This window comes from Pantoea sp. GL120224-02, from assembly GCF_900215395.1.
Taxonomy (GTDB): domain Bacteria; phylum Pseudomonadota; class Gammaproteobacteria; order Enterobacterales; family Enterobacteriaceae; genus Pantoea; species Pantoea communis.
This window is the reverse complement of sequence record NZ_OBEC01000018.1, coordinates 17,642-37,215: the sequence shown is the minus strand read 5'-3', so window position 1 is coordinate 37,215 and position 19,574 is coordinate 17,642. Positions and strand designations below refer to the sequence as shown.

Here is a 19,574-nt window from a genome sequence, read left to right as displayed (position 1 = left end):
CGCACTTTGATTATGGAGGCAAAGCTAACCTGGCCGTTCTGAGCTAAGCTTACCTGGCCGCTTCGGGCTACCTGCTGAGGATCCTGACATGGCGGCTTCTGGTGCGGAGTTTTTCACGATGAACGAAGTTAACCGGCTTAAAGTTATTCAGGACGTTGTCGACCGGCGCCTGACAACCCATCTCGCTGCTGAGCGTCTCGGTATTTCCGACAGGCACTGTCGTCGCCTGCTTCAGCGCTATCGTACAGACGGTCCGCTGGGCATGGCTGATCGCCGGCGCGGTAAGCCCAGCAACTATCAGCTGCCTGCAGGCCTTGCTGAACGTGCGGTTCAGATCATCCGCGAGCGCTACTCAGACTTTGGTCCGACGCTGGCCTGCGAGAAGCTGGCCGAGCTGCACGGCGTGACGCTGTCTAAAGAGACCGTACGCAAGCTGATGATGCAGTCAGGACTCTGGATCCCGCGCAGGCATCGCGTCCCAAAGATTCAGCAACCCCGCTACCGGCGCGCCTGTGTCGGCGAGCTGATACAGATCGACGGCTGCGATCACCGCTGGTTCGAGGAACGCGGCCCGGCCTGCACGCTGCTGGTTTATGTGGATGACGCGACCAGCCGCCTGATGCAGATTCATTTCGTCCGCTCCGAGTCCACGTTCACCTACTTTGAAGCCACGCGCGGCTACCTGGAGCAGCACGGCAAGCCGCTGGCATTTTACAGCGACAAGGCCAGCGTGTTCCGCATCAACAATAAAAATGCGGCTGGCGGCGACGGTCAGACGCAGTTCGGTCGCGCGATGAACGAGCTGAACATCACCGGCATCTGCGCCAACACCAGCTCTGCCAAGGGCCGCGTGGAGCGTGCACACCTCACGTTGCAGGATCGGCTGGTCAAGGAACTCAGGCTGCGTGACATCAGCACGCCTGACGCGGCTAACGCCTTTGCCGCTGAGTTTATGGCGGACTACAACCGGCGTTTCGCGAAGGCACCGAGGCATGATTTTGACGTTCACCGTCCGCTCGATGCAGACGACAACCTGAACCAGATATTTACCTGGCGCGAACCGCGCAAGGTTTCGAAAGCGCTGACGGTCCGCTACGATAAAATGCTGTTGCTGCTTGAGGATAACGATGACAGCCGCCGCGCGATGGGTAAATATCTGGATGCCTGGCAGTACCCGGATGGTCGCATTGAACTCAGGAGTCACGGCACGGTGCTTCCCTACTCTGCCTACGACCGGCTGTCTGAAGTTGACCAGGGTGCGATCGTTGACAACAAACGGCTTGGACACGCGCTGGCCGTGGCCAAGCTGATGCAAGACAAGCGTGATAATACGCGGTCTCAGGGCCTCCCGGCCGGTCACGGACCAAGCCGCAGGAGCGCGAAGAAAGATCCTACTAAAAAGCGGCAACGGGCGGTTAATGAGGATGACCTTCTTGAAGCTATTGAAGTCCTCCCGTAATTAATTGATGGATTAACTCCTTGAGCATAAAAATATGATCAGAACTAAAAATCTAATAATCAGAAAAGTTTCACACAGGCATGTGGATGCATTATTTCGTATATATGGAGATGTTGAGAATAATGCTTATAACCCGTTACCTCCGTTTCCCAATATCGAACATTCTCAGTCAGTGCTGAACACATGGATAGAACACTGGAGTGCTAAAGACATTGGGAATCATGCAATTAGCATGACCTCAGATGAAGATTGCATTATTGGTTTTGGCGGCTTTTCTTTTAAAAGATTCAGAGGGAAAGAGGTTCTTAGTTTAGGTTACAAGTTCACCCCCGATGTTTGGGGAAATGGATATGCGACTGAATTTGTCAATGGAATTATTGAGAACACTGTATTACCTGAGAATGTTATCGAGGTTATAGCCAGAACTCATCCAGAAAACATTGCATCAATAAGAGTCTTAGAGAAAACAGGATTCATATATTTGGAAATCTATGATGATAACGATGGCATGGGGCTGAGCGCAGTATTTAGCAGGAAAATATAGCGGTCGTTCGACCAGGATAATAACATCATAAATCGGACATCTCAGGTTTGCCTGAACCCGGTCATCTCTGCTTAGCTTTAACATTTATTGAGAATCCAATTTGATAATGTCACTTTTGGGAATGCGGATGTTTTCCTGGACTGTTATGTTGTGATCCCCAGATGCTGCCGGTAACTTACCGGACTCATTGCACCTAATGATATTTTGATCCGGCTCTCGTTATACCAGCGTATGTACCTGTCCAGGAAGCACATAAAATCTTCCAGCGTTATACCCGCCCAGCTTCTGCCGTAGTACATTTCATTTTTTGACCCGCCCGAAGAAGCCTTCACACGCTGCATTATCCGACGAGCAACCTTTGCGCGACGGAGATGCGGATGTTTTCCTGGACTGTTATGTTGTGATCCCCAGATGCTGCCGGTACTTTACCGGACTCATTGCACCTCATGATATTTTGATCCGACTTTCGTTACACCAGCGTATGTCCCTCTACAGGAAGCACATAAAATCTTCCAGCGTTGTGCCCGCCTTTCCCTCAAAGATCTTTGCCAAGGTTATGCGTATTTCCGCGTACTTAGCGTTTTCTGGGTTTTAATTCACTGGGTTAGTCGCCGTATTCCTTAAAAATTCGAAACCATCGAACAAGCTGTTTAACGGACGGATAGCCCAACTCCCTGACAACAACTGTCAGCCTTTTTCCATATCCGAAATAAAGCTCCACAGCCCGGATACGATTTTCATATGAGTGCATGAATTATCTCCTGAGGTCCAGGAAATCGTCCGCATCTCCGTCATGCAGCCGGAACGACAGTTCTGAGGTTTAATCCTATTGCCGATTGGGCTGATTTCACTTAAGGAAAAATCCGCAAATGTGACGTCGATCAGGAAAATTCATGAATATGAACCATATTTTATAGAATAAAACTCTGCACACAAGTCACCCGGCGGCAGACCGTTAGTTAACTAAGGAGACCGGCATGAACGAAGATCGTATTAGCGGAAATTGGAAGCAGTTCAAGGGCAAAGTGAAGGAACAATGGGGCAAGCTGACCGATGACGACATGGACGTGGCAGAAGGTAAGCGCGACCAGTTGGTTGGTCGTATCTAGGAACGCTACGGTTACGGCAAGGAGCAGGCGGAAAAAGAGTTGAAAGACTGGGAAGACTCTAATAAGTATCACTGGTAGATCTCTGGCTTTTGAATAAAAACCGGCGACCTGCCGGTTTTTTTATGCAAGGAACCCATCGCGCACGGCAGGCTGCGCTTTATGTTATTCAATCCAGTAGAGGTTTTATCCCTGACCTGGCACTGTTCGACAAACAGCGGTCTACGCTCAGTTGCCTCGATAAGTTGAATATCCATACTGACTGAGTAGCAACGGGATATGATAGTGCTGATCAGCGTCAGTAAGACTGAACATCACCGGGATCTCAGGGAAAAAGGTCGGCTGATCGTGTTTTTTGTAATAGTCGCCGGTTTTGAAAATCACGCGGTATACGCCTGTCTGTGCCTTCTGATCTGCCGGGTAGAGCGCCGTAATGCGTCCCTGCCCGTCAGTGGTTCCCTGACTTAACCTGATCCATTCCTCCCCCTGCTTTCTGTCCAGCTCGACCTCGATCCCTGCCGTCGGCACGCCGGTCTGGAGATTCAGCACGTGCACGCTGAGCGGATTTTTCATTTCTGCGGCAAAGCCGGTCGCACTTATCACACCCAGCGCGCCACCCAGTAAATAATGCTGCCATTTCATCTTATCTTCCTTCTGGTTAACGGACTCGCTAAGGATAAGCGCGACAGAAGGAAATTGGTTAGATCCTGCTGAAAGATACGAAATTTCGCAGAATAGCGTAGTCTTTAACTGGCTTACACCGTTTAAGACTGCTGAGCAAAAGAGACACCGGTTTTTATACCCTTAAGGATAAAAAAGTCAGGCTCAATGCGTGAGCCTGACCATGAGTGACAACAAAGAATGCGCTTTAAACTTTAAACATTTCCACCGTTCCACGTAACACAAGGGCTTGTCCTGCCAGTGATTGCGAGGCAGAAGAAGACTCTTCGACTAAAGCTGCATTACTTTGCGTCACTGAGTCCATCTGGGTAACCGCAATGCCAATTTGCGTGATACCCTGCATCTGTTCAGCTGAAGCCCTGGAAATATCGTCCATGGATGATGCCAGTTCACCGACCATATTGACGACTTTCAGTATGCTCTGTCCCGTTCCGTTTGCGACCACGACACCGCTCTCAACCTGCTCTACCGCTTGCTCAATTAACGTTTTTATTTCCTTAGCAGCAGTGGCACTTCGTTGAGCAAGGGTTCTCACCTCACCTGCGACAACGGCAAATCCTCGTCCCTCTTCACCTGCACGCGCCGCCTCTACGGCAGCATTGAGCGCCAGGATATTGGTCTGAAATGCGATACTTTCAATGACAGAGGTAATATCTCTAACTTTTGTGGCGCTGGAGGTAATTTCATCCATGGTAGTGGACATACGTTGCACATCCTTTTCACCCACATGCGCAAGCTTAGCCACATCACGAGCGAGTTCTGCTGTGAGCTGCGCACTGGTTGTATTATTTTTCACCGTCACGGTCATCTGTTCCATGCTGGCGGCGGTTTCCTGTAATGCAGCTGCTTGTTCCTCAGTACGTGAAGAGAGTTCGGTATTTCCTTCCGCTATTTCACCTGCCGCCATCGCAACCGAACCGGCGCTGTTTTTAATGTCACTGACCAACTGGCGGAGGTCAGTCTGCATGGCAGAAAGAGAAGCAAGCAGGCTGGTTTGATCTCCCGGCCTTAGCGTGACCGTTGTGGTAAGATCACCAGCAGCAATCGCTGCCGTTATGGCCTGAGCCTGCGAGGGTTCACCACCGAGTTGCTTCATCAGATTGCGCATGATTAACCACGCGGCCAGGAGAGAGATAATTAATGTCATTGCACCCAGTACCCCGAGAATAAACATGAGTTTGCTGACATAACTTCCCGCATTTTTTACCGCGGCATCGCTTTCCTCGAGCTGAACAACCGTCAGTTCTTTTAACGCCGTTAATAACTGTCCCTGGATCGGTCTGACCGTCTGCATGAGATACCGAATAGTCTCCTGCTGCTTATTCTGCAACCCTAATGAAGCTGCCTGACTGAGAACAGAAAAAGTTTCAGCTCTGAGTGCGGTGACTTTATTAAAAAAAGCCTGCCCCCTTTCGGTAGCATATTTTGCCTGGAGCGAGTCGAGTTTCTTCAGCGTCTCGTCAAATTGCAACTGCTGAGATTCAAGACGCTTTTTTTCAACTTCCATTTCTTCATTATTAGTCAGCAACGCAATATTGCGTACGGCAATACCCATGTCTCTAATGTTACCGTAGAGCGCCATACCCAGTTGATATTTCTGCATGTTGACGTTAACCGTCTTATCCAGTTCATCTCGGGAATCAGACAAACCTTTATACGCAATCGAAATGCATAGCATAAAAAGAACAATGAGCAAGCCAAAGCTCAACATAAGACGGGTGGAAACTTTCATATTCAAACTCCCATGGTTAAAAAAGAGTTATCGGATGCAAATATTTAGACTTTATAAATAAATATACTTTTTTATCAATCGGTGGATTTGACATACCAAAATCCTATGCTACTCAATCATTTTTTTACATTACTGCCCTTTCCATCAATTTAACGATTGGAACATTAAAGAAGACACGCGCACTCAACTATTTATTTACGCGAGCATTAATAAAATTCGTCGTTATGATGTGCTCGCTTATCACATCTGCTTAATGAACCCTTAAGGAATGCTGCCAGGAAACTCATGCCACTTATCTTTAATGGCAGGATTGGAAATTAATACAGACGTATTGAGAAATGATGAATTGGTCAAAAAAATCAGACTTATCAAAACAATAAGCCTGATAAAAAATGCTTAATGCGTAGTCAAAATAAGCATCCCTTATTGGGCTTTCTTTCGTATACCCGGAGATAATATTTATCTGTTAACTTTCTCCCACAGCAAGCTGTCGGAGCAGTTCAATATGTTCGGGATTGTCATTAAGAGCGGGTATGTAGGTAAATGCCGTCCCACCTGCATGCATAAATAATTCCCGGTTCTGCTCATCAAGTTCTTCAAGGGTTTCAAGACAATCTGACGCAAACCCCGGACTGATCACATGTATCTTCTTAATGCCTTTGGCTGGAAGTCCCTTAATCGTTTCATCAGTATAGGGTTCTAACCAGGGTTCTCTGCCGAATCGGGATTGAAAAGTCATTAATACCTGCAGAGATTCATGACCCAGCGCTTCAGTCAGCCGTTTTGTGGTGAGTTCGCATCGCTCTTTATACCTGTCTCCTTCGGCTGAAAATCTGACAGGGATACCATGGTATGAAATGAGCAAGGCATCCGGAACACCGTGCAGGTTGAAAGAATTTTCAACTGACAACCTGAGCGCTTCAATATAGGCCGGATGGGCTGCATAATCATTTATAAAATTGACCGCAGGTGTATATCGAATTTTGGTCGTCTGTAAATGACGACTGACGCTATCCCAGACTGATGAAACCGTTGACGATGAAAATTGCGGATACAATGGAATGACTGTCATTTTAGTCACACCTTTCTCAATTAATTCATCAATAGCGCTGCTGATTGACGGTTCACCGTAACTCATGCCAAGAGCAACGGGCAATCCTGTCACCTGCGCAAGAGCAGTGGCTTGTCGTTTGCTGTAAACCATGAGCGGAGATCCCTCTTCCATCCAGATTGAAGCGTATAACTTTGCCACGCGTCTGGAACGTAGTGGGATAATGATGCCGTGAAGTATCGGACACCATAGAATCCTGGGTAAATCAACGACCCGGTAATCATGTAAGAATTTTGAAAGAAATTTTTTCACCGCAACCGGCGTGGGCGCAGCAGGCGTTCCCAAATTCACGATTAATACACCGTGCTTATCATCCATTATCAGAAGCCTCAAACATAAAGATTAAATCAGTGCTGAGTAAATGTAGCATAGTATGTTTGACATTAAAGTCCTCGCAGAAAATCTTTCGCTTATTCAACCTTGTATACACATTCTATGGTGAAAATCATTAACTAATATTAAGTTTTAATCCAATTACAGTGACGCCTGGAGGAATTCATCGTCATTATTCCGCCCATCTGATCGTGTTTAAATACCCTACGATCAGATGCTGCTGACAAACGGCGATAACACCTGACGGGTTTAACTTAAACATTGTGAACAATCTTTTGTTTGTCCATCGATATGGCTTGCTGCCAATTTTGAATTAAACAGACGCAATCCCTTTGAAAAACGTTATGTCCGATTCCAGGGCAGTCGACTTAATACCTTCGCCATCCCACACCAGCCGGTGATGCCAGCGAAAATGAGTCCACATCCGACAATACCGGACACAAGATAGCACCACTCAGACACCGTCGCGCCGGCGAGGACGCCGGTTAACACTAATGTACCGGCGGCAATCTGCACCTGCCGCATTAAGGGGAGCACGCCTCCTTTCGCTTTTACTGTTGCATAGCCTGCCGACTTCCACGCATTCATCCCACCCTTTAGCAGGTAAATCTTTGCCGGCGCGCCTAATGTGGCACATTGGGCTTGGTTTGCATCAGTGCGCATACCCGTTTGGCAGTGAAATATGATGCAATCTTCGCTCTTCTGTCGCAACGAGAGCGGTTTTTCCGGCTCGATCTCACCGATCGGAACAGACAATGCCTCCGGTATGTGTTCATACTCCCATTCATCACGCCCACGTATATCTATCAGGCGCGCGCCGTTCTTAAGCCTTTGTTTGACTTCAATCGGGGTGAGTAGCGGGGTGTTCATTCTCATTCTCCTGGCAATACAGTCGGTGAAGCACTTCCATCACGGCAATCACAGAAGGATCAGCCAGACGGTAGTGCCTGAAACGTGAGGTCTTGGACGAAACAATCAAACCTTGTGTTTTCATGATTCGCAGATGCTGTGATGTTGCTGAAGGACTCAGGCCGGTCATGCGACTCAGCGCGCCCGCATCCGTTAAGGGAGCTTTGATCAGCGTGCATAAGATCATCAAACGCTGTGTATGCGCTAACGTCTTTAGCAGACGTGCTGCTTTTGCTGCCTGCATCGGCAAGTCCAGAGTGTTCGCCATCATCACGCTATCTCTGATAGTTTAGATAAATCTAAACTATCAGAGATGAACGTCAATGTGTGAATAAAAAACACTTATCTTTATTGAAACACATTCTCATTTAAAAAATAGTGTATAGCCTTTCCTTTGTTAAGGTTGATTTAATATTTCCAGGTGAAGATGGCCACATTACCCCTGAATCCTGGTGAAACAATGAAAAGTAAATTATTGAGCCATCTTCCTCACAATGACGCCCCTTTTTTTCGCGGATTACACATTGCCATTGCGTTGCTAATACTTTCGCAGATTATTAATTCAAATTTAACCGAACGTGAAGCGATGGGTGAAAATAACATCGAGGCTTTTATCACGTGGTTTCATATTATTTCAGGATTTACCCTGATTTTTCTCGGTATTGTGCTCTTGTGCTGGATGCTCACCCAACGAGGAGTTCGCTGGTATTTCGCGTGGCTTACTATTGATTTCAAAGGGATTAAACAGGGTTTATTACTGTTAAAAAAACGCAGATTGCCCGAAGCTACGCAAGGCGGGATCGCGGCCACGATACAAGGTCTCGGCGTGGTTTCACTGCTTCTGGTTGCATTTTCAGGCGGTCTCTGGTTTTTAACCCAGCGGATGACCGGCGTGACGGCAGAGATGGCGCGCATTTTTATGCACTGGCACAAGTTTTTGACAACCTTTGTTGAACTTTATTTTTATTCGCATGGTGCCATGGGCATTCTCCATATTTACCTGGCAAGAAATAAATAATATTTGGGCAAACATGTTGAATTGTCACTGATCAAAAAGGGGACCTGAAATGCTCATCCATTTTCCCTGTAAGTTGATATGGCGTTTAGGTGGCAATGAATCCTCCACCGCCGGCAACTTTATTCGTGAGCACTATTTCCGCCGTTATGGTGCTGAACTCAGCTCACTGCTGCCCGATATTCTTACCCTGGAAGACGGGCGCGGATGTCTGATCGCCGCGTGCGGCATGGCACCCGCCTCCGCAGGCATGATGTATCTGGAGCGTTATCTGGACAGGCCTGCGGAAGGGATGCTGAGTGACATTTTTAAGGGTCAAATTTTCCGCAGCAGTATCGTTGAAATCGGTAATTTTGCCGCGACGGATGGTCTGGCAGTGCGTGTGTTTTATGCCGCCATCTGCAGGTTACTCAACCATTACGGGTACAGCCACATTGTGTTTACCGGCACACGAAAAATCCGTAACACCTTCTGCCGAATGAACTTGCATCCGGTCGTACTCGCCGATGCTGAAGGCGAACGGCTGGGAAGCGAAAAAGCGCAATGGGGCAGTTATTACCTAAATGCGCCCAAGATTATGGCCGGGGAGCTGGCTGGCGGTCAGCTTGCGCTTGCAAACAACGACATTCTCAACGGGTGGATAGAAGTTTTACCTGATTCCCCGTGGCACCGGATACCGGAGGTACAGCATGCTCATTAATGCGCTCGAATTCCATGCCCGACAACAGCCATTTGCCACTGCGCTGATCAGCAACGAGCGTAGCTGGAGCTGGGCTGACTTTCATCAGGATGTGTCGGCTTTTGCTGAAACACTCAGACAGGCGAAAGTTCATCGACTGGCGCTGGCGCTGGGCAACACTCCGGCCTGGATTATCGCGGATCTTGCTTGCCTGAAAGCCGGTGTGGTTTGCATTCCGGTACCGCCTTTCTTCTCCGATCAGCAACGTGAATGGTTAATGAACAGCTCCGGCGCAGACGCCATTCTGACCCCGACACACATTTCAGGCTTGGCCCTCATGTCTACGGCTCAGGGAATGCTGCATATTTGCAGAAAGGAGGGGCTACCCTTACTGCATTCTGGCACCGTGAAAATTACCTATACATCGGGTACCACCGGCACCCCTAAAGGCGTTTGCCTGTCGGCTACAGGGCTAGAGTGGACTGCCGGCGCGCTGGCAGGCCTGATGAAGCCCCTGTCATTACAGCGCCATCTGGTAACACTTCCGCTCAGTACGCTACTGGAAAACATTTGCGGCAGCTATGTTCCTTTGCTGCTGGGAGTAACCGCCTGTGTGCCTGACCTTAAGGCACTCGGATTTAGCGGTTCGAATCAGTTCAGCCCAGAAATTTTCGCTGAAGCCCTGCGCCGCTGGCATCCGCAAACGCTGGTGCTGGTGCCAGAACTTCTCAGGGCATTAATGATCATCCATCGTCGATCACCGGAAGTAACCGCCCCGCTGCGCTACGTTGCGGTAGGAGGTGCCCGCGTGTCTCAGCAGCTGATTAGTACTGCGCGATCTGCCGGGCTGCCGATATTTGAAGGATACGGCTTGTCAGAGTGTGGCTCTGTCGTGGCACTTAATCATCAACATCATGAAATGGCAGGGAGCGCAGGAAAGCCTTTAGAGGGAGTATCGCTGACTTTTCATGACGCCGAGCTACACGTAAGAAGCCCCGGCAACGCCCTGGGTTATCTTGGAGAAGCTCCTTTTACCGGCAGCATTGCGACCGGAGATTTAGCAGAGCAAGACACATCCGGCTTTATACACATTCGTGGCAGACGGAAAAATGTTCAGATAAATGCTTTTGGTCGTAATTTTTCACCGGAATGGGTTGAAGCTGAGGCCATGAACTGCACAGCCGTGCGTCGTCTGGTGATCTTCGGCGAAGGTTTGAAAAAAAACGTGGCACTGGTGCACACATTTGAAGGGATGGAAGCATCTGCACGTGAGCAACTCAGAGCACTGTCGGACAGGCTTCCGGATTATGCCCGCCCCCATCATCTCATTTTTACCCCGCTCATCTCCTCACCCGAGGTGTTGACCGCGAATGGTCGCCCCCGTCGTGAACGCGTATGGGCCCTGATGAAAACACAGATACTCAATATTGAGGAGATCAGATAAATGTCATTCTACCAAAAACTCCAGAATGAGACGCTGGCGGCCCGTGAGCGAATGCTGTCTCGCCCGGTCATTGCACAATGCTCACGCGGGGAAGTCACGCGGGATATGTACACGGCGTTTCTGGCCCAGGCTTACCATCACGTCAGGCATACCGTTCCACTGCTGATGTGCGCGGGAAGCCGTTTACCGACAGAGAAAGAGTGGGTAAGAGCCGCACTGGTTGAATATATCGAAGAGGAGTACGGTCACCATGAGTGGATCCTGAATGATATACGCGCCAGCGGAGGGGATGCAGAAGCTGTTCGTACGTGTGAGCCTGACCGTCCTGTAGATCTGATGCTCGCATGGCTCTATTACCGGATTGAACGGGTCAATCCCATGTGCATTTTTGGCATGGTACACGTACTTGAAGGCACCAGCGTGATGATTGCCACGCCTATCGCTGAATCTTTGCAGCAGTCGCTTTCACTTGAAGAAACCTGCACAACCTATCTGCGATCGCACGGGGCACTGGATCTTGAACATCTTAAATTCTTTGCTTCGCTGATGGACAAAGTCACTGACCCGCAAGATCAGCAGGATATTATTCATACCGCCCGTGAGGTCTATGCCCTTTATGGTGAGATGCTGGACAGCCTGACAGAGGCCACTTATGCAACTGCGTGATAAAAATATTCTTCTGACGGGGGCAAGCGGCGGCATTGGTCAGCCGCTTGCCAGGCTTCTTGCCCAGAAGGGTGCCCGGGTGTGGCTGGTTGGCCGGCATCAGGCCGAACTCGAAACATTGCGCCGCAGCATGCTTCACCCTGAGCGCCATACTCTGTTTCCGGTTTCTCAATACACCGATGAGGAGATCCTTGCACTGGCGGACAATTTTCACGCGGCTCAGCGACTGGATGTATTGATCAATAATGCAGGAAACAGCCGTTTTGCCCTGCTCGAGCAGCAAACTTTTGATGACATCCGCACTCAGCTCAGGGCAAATATTGAGATCCCGCTACTGCTCTCCCGGGCCTGTGTTCACCAGTTCAGCGCACGTGGGATCATACTTAATGTCGGTTCCATTCTGGGGGATTTGGGGCATCCGGGATACAGCGTCTATTGTGCGACAAAATCGGCATTACGACGGTTTTCAGAAGCGCTGAACCGTGAACTTTCTAACACCAGTCTATCGGTGTTTTATGTGGCGCCCAGGGCAACACACACTCGCCTGAATTCCCCTGCCGTTAATGCGATGAATAAAGCGCTGGGCAACAGCCAGGATGAACCTGAAACCGTGGCACAACAGATTGTTTCGGTGCTGGAGCGGGAAAAAAGGCGTCACTATATTGGCCGCGCTGAACGCTTTTTCATCATGATAAACGCCCTGTTGCCTGGGAGGGTAGACAACGCGCTGCGCAAAAAAATGCCCGTCATTTCACGCTTTCTTCATTCTGAAACACACAGTGGAGATCAATAGATGAAGCAATCCCTCAGGTTATTCATCGTGATGCTGATGGCGTTGCCCGCATTGGCTACTGCCAAGGATAAGCTGTCTGATTTGCAGTCAGAGTGGGCCCGGTGCCAGTACCGGACGATGGAACAGCAAAAAACATCCTGTTTCAGCACGCTGAGTACGCAAGCTCACGCTGCTGTAAAACAGGCCGATCGCGACCCAGAGCTGCTGATATGGTCCGGGATCATTGACAGCAGCTGGGCTGGAGCCAAAGGAGGGCTGGGTGCACTGACGCTGGTCAAACAAGCCAAAGCCAGTCTGGAGAAAGCGCTTGCTCTTGATCCTCGAGCGTTGCAAGGCTCTGCATTCACCAGTCTGGGCGCCCTTTACTATCAGGTGCCGGGCTGGCCGATTGGTTTTGGTGACAATAAGAAAGCCGAAACCCTCCTGAAACAGGCATTGAACATGAATCCGGACGGCATTGATGCAAACTATTTTTATGGCGATTACCTGCTGAAACAGGGAGACGCCAGCAGAGCTCGCCAATATCTTGAAAAAGCCATGCAGGCTCCTCCCAGAGCAGGCAGAGAAATAGCCGATACAGGGCGGCGAGCCGATATCCAGCGAGATCTGAATAAGATACGTTGATTCACTTTTAAGGTGAGTACCTTGAAGACCACAGGAGACAATTAGCATGCTTCATGGAGAATCGCATAAAATTGCCCGTTCTGGTTGGCTTCGTGCTGCGGTTCTGGGCGCTAATGACGGGATCGTCTCAACGGCCAGTCTGCTTACCGGCGTTGCGGCGGCCAGTACCAGCCATCAAAGCGTGATGCTGGCCGGATTGGCAGGTGTCATTGCCGGTGCAATGTCTATGGCAACCGGTGAATATGTCTCTGTATCCTCACAGGCCGATACCGAAATAGCCGCTCTCGCGGAGGAGCAGGCCGAGCTGGATGAAAACTTTGTGGCAGAAACACACGAGCTGGCCGCCCTTTATATCAACAGAGGACTGAGTCCCGAACTGGCCCATAAGGTTGCACAGGCGCTTATGCAGCACGATGCCCTTGATGCGCATGCTCGTGATGAGCTGGGTATAACTGAAATAAGCACCGCCAGGCCATTACAGGCAGCGTTATTTTCAGCAGGCAGTTTTGCCGCTGGCGCGGTGATACCCCTGATGGCGGCAATGACTGTCCCTGGGAAAAATGGGATTGGATTCATCGCCCTATCTGCACTGTTATCGTTGACCTTGCTGGGCGCGCTGGCCGCTCGTACAGGGGGCGCACCTGTTTTACGCAGCGTTTGTCGCGTCAGCTTTTGGAGCAGCCTGGCGATGATCGCATCCGGTCTGACTGGCACTCTGTTTGGCCATCTCGTCGGCACGTGATGCTGCAGACAGGTGACATTGTTCTCGCGCAAAAACGAGCGGCATTTTCTTACAGTCACAGGGGGTTACAGCTTTTTGCTGATGGCCCTGAAATTCCGTGTAACGACTCAACATTCAATTCAGTCGCCTTGTGACCCCTTATAGTACGCATCTTCGCTTCACTTCTTTTATGGATTAACCGCCTGCTGACGCGCAATGCCGAAATGACAACTATGCTTAGTGTTTCCAAAAAACCCTATAAACAGAGGTGCCTTAGGCACCCTATTTTTTGTCACTGGAGGCCTGGTATGAGCACCCCTCACGATATGAACCACCCGCAGGATAACAAACCGGCAAGCGCTGCAACTGTCAACAGCGACTCATCTTTCACTAAGTCGAATCATTGCGCATTTGCCTCCACACCCCCACCCGCCATGATGCCCGTAACCTTGAAAGTTAACGGTCAAGAGCGGTCCCTGCATCTGGATACCCGCACTACGCTGCTGGATGCCCTGCGCGAACATCTCCATCTCACCGGGACCAAAAAGGGCTGCGATCATGGCCAGTGCGGTGCCTGTACCGTTATCGTGGATGGGCGACGCATTAATGCATGCCTCACGTTGGCGGTGATGCAGCAGCACGCTGAGGTCACCACTATTGAAGGCCTGGGTACGCCTGACAATCTGCACCCGCTTCAGGCTGCATTCATCAAACATGATGGCTATCAGTGCGGTTACTGCACGCCGGGACAAATATGCTCTTCCGTGGCCGTATTGAATGAGATTACAGATGGCATCCCCAGCCACGTTTCCTCAGATCTGCTGGAACAGCCAACGCGGCATGCAGATGAAATTCGCGAGCGCATGAGCGGTAATATCTGCCGCTGCGGGGCCTACGCTAATATCCTTGCCGCGATTGAAGACTACGCGGAGGGTCACATTTCATGAAAGCTTTCAGCTATGAAAAAGTCACCTCTCCTCTGGAAGCCGCCAGGCGCGTACAGCAAAACCCCGGCGCAAAGTTTATTGCTGGCGGCACCAACCTGCTGGATTTAATGAAGCTGGAGATAGAAACGCCCGCTCATCTTATTGATGTAAACGGATTAGCGCTGGATAAGGTTGAGCCGACCCAGCAAGGTGGACTGCGTATCGGTGCGCTGGTGCGTAACACCGATCTTGCCGCAGACATGCGCGTGCGCAGGGACTACGCGGTTCTCTCACGCGCATTGCTCGCGGGGGCGTCCGGTCAGTTACGTAACCAGGCCACGACCGCAGGAAATCTGCTCCAGCGCACGCGCTGCCCTTACTTCTATGACACCCATCAGGCCTGCAATAAACGTCAGCCCGGCAGCGGCTGTGCGGCGATCGGCGGTTACAGCCGTCAGCATGCCGTGATAGGTGTCAGTAACGATTGTATCGCGACCCATCCCAGCGACATGGCCGTGGCAATGCGTTTGCTGGATGCCACCATCGAAACGGTTAGCCCGGATGGCAGCGAGCGCGCGATTCCTATCAATGATTTCTACCGCGCGCCGGGTCAGACGCCTCATCTTGAGACGGTGCTTAAAGCGGGCGAATTTATCACCGCGGTGGTCCTGCCGCCGCCCGTGGAAGGCACACATATCTACCGTAAGGTTCGCGATCGCGCCTCTTATGCATTTGCACTGGTTTCCGTAGCGGCCATCGTTCAGCGCGATCACACAGGAAGGATCGCCGTCGGGGGTGTGGCGCATCAACCCTGGCGACGGGCGTTGGCAGACAGCGAATTGCCCAATGGTACTCAGCCTGTTTTCGATAAGTTGTTTGAGGATGCACAACCTACGGCGGATAACCAATTCAAGCTGGTACTGGCGAAGCGCACTCTGGCTTCAGTGCTGGCAGAAGCGAGGGCAAAAGCATGAAATTTGATAAACCCGCCGGGTTGAATCCCATCGACCAGCTCAGATACGTTGGCCGTCCGCTTGATCGCATTGATGGGCCATTAAAAACAACCGGCAGCGCGCCTTACGCCTATGAATGGCATGATGAGGCGCCTGACGTCACGTATGGGTATGTGGTGGGCAGCCCCATTGCCAAAGGTAAAATTACCTCACTGAATACCGAAGCCGCAGAAAGCGCACCGGGCGTGTTAGGCGTTGTTACCGCCAAAAATGCGGGCAAACTCAGCAAGGGAGAAATGAACACGGCAACGTTGCTGGCTGAATACCGTATTGAACATTACCATCAGGCCGTTGCATTGGTTGTCGCGGAAACGTTTGAACAGGCGCGAGCGGCGGCCCAGTTGGTGCAGGTCAGCTATCAGCAAGAAGAAGGCGCTTACAGCCTTGATCATGAAATACCCACCGTGACGACGCCACCGGAAGATACGCCGGATAAAACCGTGGGTGATGTGGATCGTGCCCTGAGCGAAGCGGCGTTTGTGCTGGATGAAACCTATAGCACGCCGGATCAGAGTCACATGGCCATGGAACCGCATGCTTCTATGGCCATGTGGGACAAGGACAAGGTCACGGTGTGGACGTCGAACCAGATGATAAACTGGTGCCGATCCGATCTTGCGAAGACGCTGAACCTGCCGCTGGAAAAAGTGCGGGTGCTGTCGCCTTATATTGGCGGGGGTTTTGGCGGGAAGTTGTTTCTGCGCAGTGATGCCCTGCTGGCAGCGTTGGGTGCTCGCGTGGTGAAACGTCCGGTAAAAGTGATGCTCCCACGGCCAATGATCCCTAATAACACCACCCATCGTCCCGCGACGCACCAGCATATTCGCATCGGTACCGACAAATCCGGGCATATCACGGGCATCTCGCATATTAGCTGGTCGGGTAACTTGCCGAACGGCACGCCAGAGACCGCCGTGCAACAGACGGAACTCCTCTATGCAGGTGCTAACCGTCTGACCGGCCTGCGTCTGGCAACGCTTGATCTGCCGGAAGGCAATGCGATGCGGGCTCCGGGTGAAGCGCCGGGATTAATGGCGCTGGAAATTGCCATTGATGAGATGGCAGAAAAAGCGGGCATCGATCCGGTGCAATTCCGCATACTGAATGATACTCAGGTTGATCCCGCCGATACCCAACGCCCCTTCTCACGCCGCCAGCTGATTGAGTGTCTGCGCACCGGTGCAGATAAATTCGGCTGGCAAAAGCGCCATCCGTTACCTGCCCAGGTAAGAGACGGGCGCTGGCTGGTGGGCTTAGGCGTAGCCGCTGGATTCCGCAACAATCTCCTCGCCCCCTCTGGCGCACGGGTGCACCTGGATGCGCATGGCATCGTCACCGTCGAAACCGACATGACAGATATTGGCACTGGGAGCTACACCATCATCGCCCAGACGGCGGCAGAAATGATGGGCGTGCCCCTTGAACAAGTAGCAGTGAAACTGGGAGATTCCGCTTTCCCGGTCTCCGCGGGGTCCGGTGGTCAGTGGGGTGCGAACACGTCGACGGCAGGCGTTTATGCCGCCTGCGTCAAGCTTCGAGAACAGGTAGCAACAGCACTCGGCATCAACCCGGATGAAGCCGAGTTCGTGGAGGGCGAAGTTCGCTCAGGTCATCGCAGCGTCCTGCTTTCTGCGGCAGCGGCTAACGGCACTCTGACGGCAGAAGACACGATTGAGTTTGGCGACCTCGACCAGCAGTATCAGCAATCCACGTTTGCCGGGCATTTTGCTGAGGTGGCCGTGGATGTTTACACAGGGGAAGTGCGGGTACGCCGCATGTTGGCCGTCTGCGCGGCAGGTCGAATACTCAATCCCAAAACCGCGCGAAGTCAGGTCATTGGCGCGATGACAATGGGATTAGGTGGCGCGCTGATGGAGGAACTGGCGGTGGATACCCGATTGGGATTGTTTGTGAATCACGATATGGCAAGCTATGAGGTGCCCGTTCATGCGGATGTTCCCGAGCAGGAAGTCATCTTCCTTGATGATACCGATCCGGTCTCTTCACCGATGAAAGCCAAAGGCGTGGGTGAACTGGGATTATGCGGTGTCGGTGCAGCCATTGTGAACGCGATTTACAACGCGACGGGTGTCAGGGTCAGAGATTATCCGGTTACGCTGGATAAACTTTTAGCCGCTTTACCCCAGACCGCTTAATGCTCGCCAAATAAATTTACCCGCTGTGCGGTCTGCAAGTCCGTGCAGCGGGTCAGTCTCTTAGCCACATCAACATTCAGCCTGATTAGCCCGCGTCATATCCTCAATAGTATCAATATCCGTGATACAACCGCGATCGGTTAAGTCAACAAACGTCACAGCATCAGCGTTCAGCAATTCCCTCGCCCCTTTGTCTCCCTGTAATGCACAAAGCTGAGAGTAAAAAGATCGCTGAAAACCGACGGGATGACCTTGTATTCCATCGACTTGTGCGCGTACCGATCGGGAGTTGCGCAGCGCTTCACTGACTGCCCGATAGCTGGAGGGCTGGATAAAAGGCATATCCGCGAGGGTAATTAACCATCCGTCATAATCTGCTGTGGCGTTAACGCCCGCCGCGATAGATTCCCCCAGCCCCTCACTTGAACAGCGGACGATACGCTCCTTAGACATTAACTCATGCAGTTGCCTGTCCTCAGGTCGAGCCACTATATAGCAGTCAAGACCGGAATCCCGCACATTATCCAGCGTATGCTGAAGCACTGGCTTACCCTGCATTACCGCAGCGAGTTTATTTCCCTGACCGGATTGCCTGAAGCGACGGCTGTGCCCAGCGGCCATGACCAGAATGGCAATATTCACGATGCGCCATCCTTGTCCTGCGGTAAGCCCATCAAACCATTTTTGTGGCTAACGACATCGGCCATAATGGATAGCGCGATCTCCGCGGGTGTTTTGCTGCCAATATCCATCCCAATTGGGGCATGAATCCGGTTAATTTCTTCGGGATTCAGTTCGCCAATCCTGACTAACCGCTCTTTTCGCCTCAGACTGTTGTTCTGCGATCCCATGGCGCCGATATAGAAAGCAGGCAGATTTACAGCCTCCATCATCGTGAGATCGTCGATGCGAGGGTCATGGGTAAGGGAAAGAATCGCGGTGCCTGAGTGACACCCTTCACGTTCAAGGTAGCTGGCGGGAAACTGCTTGATTAACTTCACAGTGTCATCAAGTTGATCGGCCAGATTCAGCAGTACATCCTCGCGGTGCTCACACACCAGTGTTTCAAACCCTAAAGCCTGAGCAAAGTTAGCGCAGTAGAGTGCGACGCTGGAGAGGCCCGCAATGACCACCCTGGGAGGGGCGCACAACGTCAGCACGATGTTCGCGCCCTGTACCTGAGTATGCGTCCGGCTCAGATACCCCCCAGGTAGCAGCGAACGGCACGGTTCGGGTATGGTCAGCGCTTTTACCACGGAATGCGGCCCCGTCAACGCTGACATCATCTGTCGCAGGTAGTCGAGCGACGCGTTACCCGGCATCAACTTTTCCACCAGGATGTCCAGCGCGCCTCCGCATGGCAGCGCCTGGTCCGGCTCAAAGCCACCGTCTCCATAACGCACAATCTGGCTGGGCGAGGAAAAAATATTGTCGCCAATTCGGGCGATAAAGCTCTCTTCCACGCACCCGCCCGACAGCGAGCCGTAATAGCGACCATCGCTTCTGATAACCATCATTGCGCCTGGCGGGCGCGGGGACGAACCAAAGGTACTGAGCACCGTACATAGCCACACCGGATGCTCCTCAGCCCATGCCAGTGCTGCGTTCAACACTTGCACATCAAGATGATGCATGCCGTTCTCCTGTAAGGGCGTTTATGTT

Annotated in this window: 19 protein-coding genes and 2 pseudogenes; 13 read left to right on the top strand and 8 right to left on the bottom strand. The window is 51.4% G+C overall.

Features of this window, described 5'->3' with window-relative positions:
• Nucleotides 1–88: 88 nt before the first annotated feature.
• Both CRO33_RS23345 and CRO33_RS23340 read left to right on the top strand, forming a co-directional pair.
• Nucleotides 89–1,459: an ISNCY family transposase gene (locus CRO33_RS23345; protein ID WP_097119185.1), complete on the top strand. Its 1,371-nt coding sequence runs from the start codon at nucleotides 89–91 to the stop codon at nucleotides 1,457–1,459.
• Nucleotides 1,460–1,493: 34 nt separating this feature from the next.
• The gene (locus CRO33_RS23340; protein WP_097119184.1) at nucleotides 1,494–2,003 is read left to right on the top strand and encodes a GNAT family N-acetyltransferase; all 510 of its coding nucleotides are present in this window, start codon (nucleotides 1,494–1,496) and stop codon (nucleotides 2,001–2,003) included.
• A gap of 143 nt (nucleotides 2,004–2,146) precedes the next feature.
• Here the strand turns inward: CRO33_RS23340 and CRO33_RS23335 are convergent.
• Nucleotides 2,147–2,375, bottom strand: a pseudogene (locus CRO33_RS23335) (IS3 family transposase); the annotation flags it as partial.
• 605 nt (nucleotides 2,376–2,980) lie between these two features.
• Between CRO33_RS23335 and CRO33_RS25050 the strand changes: the two are divergent.
• A pseudogene (locus CRO33_RS25050) lies at nucleotides 2,981–3,190 on the top strand (CsbD family protein).
• Between the two features lie 147 nt (nucleotides 3,191–3,337).
• Here the strand turns inward: CRO33_RS25050 and uraH are convergent.
• From uraH to CRO33_RS23305, 5 genes are all read right to left on the bottom strand, one after another.
• Complete coding sequence (uraH, locus tag CRO33_RS23325) at nucleotides 3,338–3,751, bottom strand: hydroxyisourate hydrolase (RefSeq protein WP_097119740.1); 414 nt, start codon at nucleotides 3,749–3,751, stop codon at nucleotides 3,338–3,340.
• Nucleotides 3,752–3,977: 226 nt separating this feature from the next.
• Nucleotides 3,978–5,522 carry a methyl-accepting chemotaxis protein gene (locus CRO33_RS23320; protein ID WP_097119739.1) on the bottom strand — a complete coding sequence of 515 codons (1,545 nt, stop codon included), beginning with the start codon at nucleotides 5,520–5,522 and terminating at the stop codon, nucleotides 3,978–3,980.
• Nucleotides 5,523–5,988: 466 nt separating this feature from the next.
• A complete protein-coding gene (hemH, locus tag CRO33_RS23315; protein ID WP_097119738.1) occupies nucleotides 5,989–6,951 on the bottom strand; it encodes a ferrochelatase in 963 nt (320 codons plus the stop codon).
• Nucleotides 6,952–7,308: 357 nt separating this feature from the next.
• Nucleotides 7,309–7,836 (bottom strand): rhodanese family protein, encoded by a 528-nt coding sequence (locus tag CRO33_RS23310; RefSeq protein ID WP_097119737.1) that lies wholly within the window; start codon nucleotides 7,834–7,836, stop codon nucleotides 7,309–7,311.
• Nucleotides 7,808–8,146 carry an ArsR/SmtB family transcription factor gene (locus CRO33_RS23305; RefSeq protein ID WP_255253309.1) on the bottom strand — a complete coding sequence of 113 codons (339 nt, stop codon included), beginning with the start codon at nucleotides 8,144–8,146 and terminating at the stop codon, nucleotides 7,808–7,810. The genes CRO33_RS23310 and CRO33_RS23305 overlap by 29 nt, the downstream gene beginning before the upstream one ends.
• 189 nt (nucleotides 8,147–8,335) lie before the next feature.
• Between CRO33_RS23305 and CRO33_RS23300 the strand changes: the two genes are divergently transcribed.
• From CRO33_RS23300 to paoC, 10 genes are all read left to right on the top strand, one after another.
• Nucleotides 8,336–8,893 (top strand): cytochrome b/b6 domain-containing protein, encoded by a 558-nt coding sequence (locus CRO33_RS23300; RefSeq protein WP_097119736.1) that lies wholly within the window; start codon nucleotides 8,336–8,338, stop codon nucleotides 8,891–8,893.
• A 49-nt stretch (nucleotides 8,894–8,942) separates the two neighbouring features.
• A complete protein-coding gene (locus CRO33_RS23295) occupies nucleotides 8,943–9,590 on the top strand; it encodes a thermostable hemolysin (RefSeq protein WP_097119735.1) in 648 nt (215 codons plus the stop codon).
• On the top strand, nucleotides 9,580–11,013 hold the full coding sequence (locus CRO33_RS23290) for an AMP-binding protein (RefSeq protein WP_097119734.1): 1,434 nt from the start codon (nucleotides 9,580–9,582) through the stop codon (nucleotides 11,011–11,013). The genes CRO33_RS23295 and CRO33_RS23290 overlap by 11 nt, the downstream gene beginning before the upstream one ends.
• Nucleotides 11,014–11,679 carry a TenA family transcriptional regulator gene (locus CRO33_RS23285; RefSeq protein ID WP_097119733.1) on the top strand — a complete coding sequence of 222 codons (666 nt, stop codon included), beginning with the start codon at nucleotides 11,014–11,016 and terminating at the stop codon, nucleotides 11,677–11,679.
• Complete coding sequence (locus CRO33_RS23280) at nucleotides 11,666–12,472, top strand: SDR family oxidoreductase (protein ID WP_097119732.1); 807 nt, start codon at nucleotides 11,666–11,668, stop codon at nucleotides 12,470–12,472. Before CRO33_RS23285 ends, CRO33_RS23280 begins: the two co-directional genes overlap by 14 nt.
• On the top strand, nucleotides 12,473–13,096 hold the full coding sequence (locus CRO33_RS23275) for a tetratricopeptide repeat protein (RefSeq protein WP_141399047.1): 624 nt from the start codon (nucleotides 12,473–12,475) through the stop codon (nucleotides 13,094–13,096).
• Between the two features lie 46 nt (nucleotides 13,097–13,142).
• A complete protein-coding gene (locus tag CRO33_RS23270; protein WP_097119731.1) occupies nucleotides 13,143–13,838 on the top strand; it encodes a VIT1/CCC1 transporter family protein in 696 nt (231 codons plus the stop codon).
• A 287-nt stretch (nucleotides 13,839–14,125) separates the two neighbouring features.
• Nucleotides 14,126–14,764, top strand: coding sequence for an aldehyde dehydrogenase iron-sulfur subunit PaoA (gene paoA, locus CRO33_RS23265; protein WP_097119730.1), 639 nt, complete (start codon nucleotides 14,126–14,128; stop codon nucleotides 14,762–14,764).
• Nucleotides 14,761–15,717, top strand: coding sequence for an FAD binding domain-containing protein (locus CRO33_RS23260; protein WP_097119729.1), 957 nt, complete (start codon nucleotides 14,761–14,763; stop codon nucleotides 15,715–15,717). Before paoA ends, CRO33_RS23260 begins: the two co-directional genes overlap by 4 nt.
• Nucleotides 15,714–17,912, top strand: a complete 2,199-nt coding sequence (gene paoC, locus CRO33_RS23255) for an aldehyde oxidoreductase molybdenum-binding subunit PaoC (protein WP_097119728.1) — start codon at nucleotides 15,714–15,716, stop codon at nucleotides 17,910–17,912. Before CRO33_RS23260 ends, paoC begins: the two co-directional genes overlap by 4 nt.
• Before the next feature lie 69 nt (nucleotides 17,913–17,981).
• Here paoC and CRO33_RS23250 read toward each other — a convergent pair whose 3' ends face one another.
• Nucleotides 17,982–18,554, bottom strand: coding sequence for a nucleotidyltransferase family protein (locus CRO33_RS23250; RefSeq protein WP_097119727.1), 573 nt, complete (start codon nucleotides 18,552–18,554; stop codon nucleotides 17,982–17,984).
• The gene (locus CRO33_RS23245; RefSeq protein WP_097119726.1) at nucleotides 18,551–19,546 is read right to left on the bottom strand and encodes an XdhC family protein; all 996 of its coding nucleotides are present in this window, start codon (nucleotides 19,544–19,546) and stop codon (nucleotides 18,551–18,553) included. Before CRO33_RS23245 ends, CRO33_RS23250 begins: the two co-directional genes overlap by 4 nt.
• Between the last annotated feature and the right edge of the window lie 28 nt (nucleotides 19,547–19,574).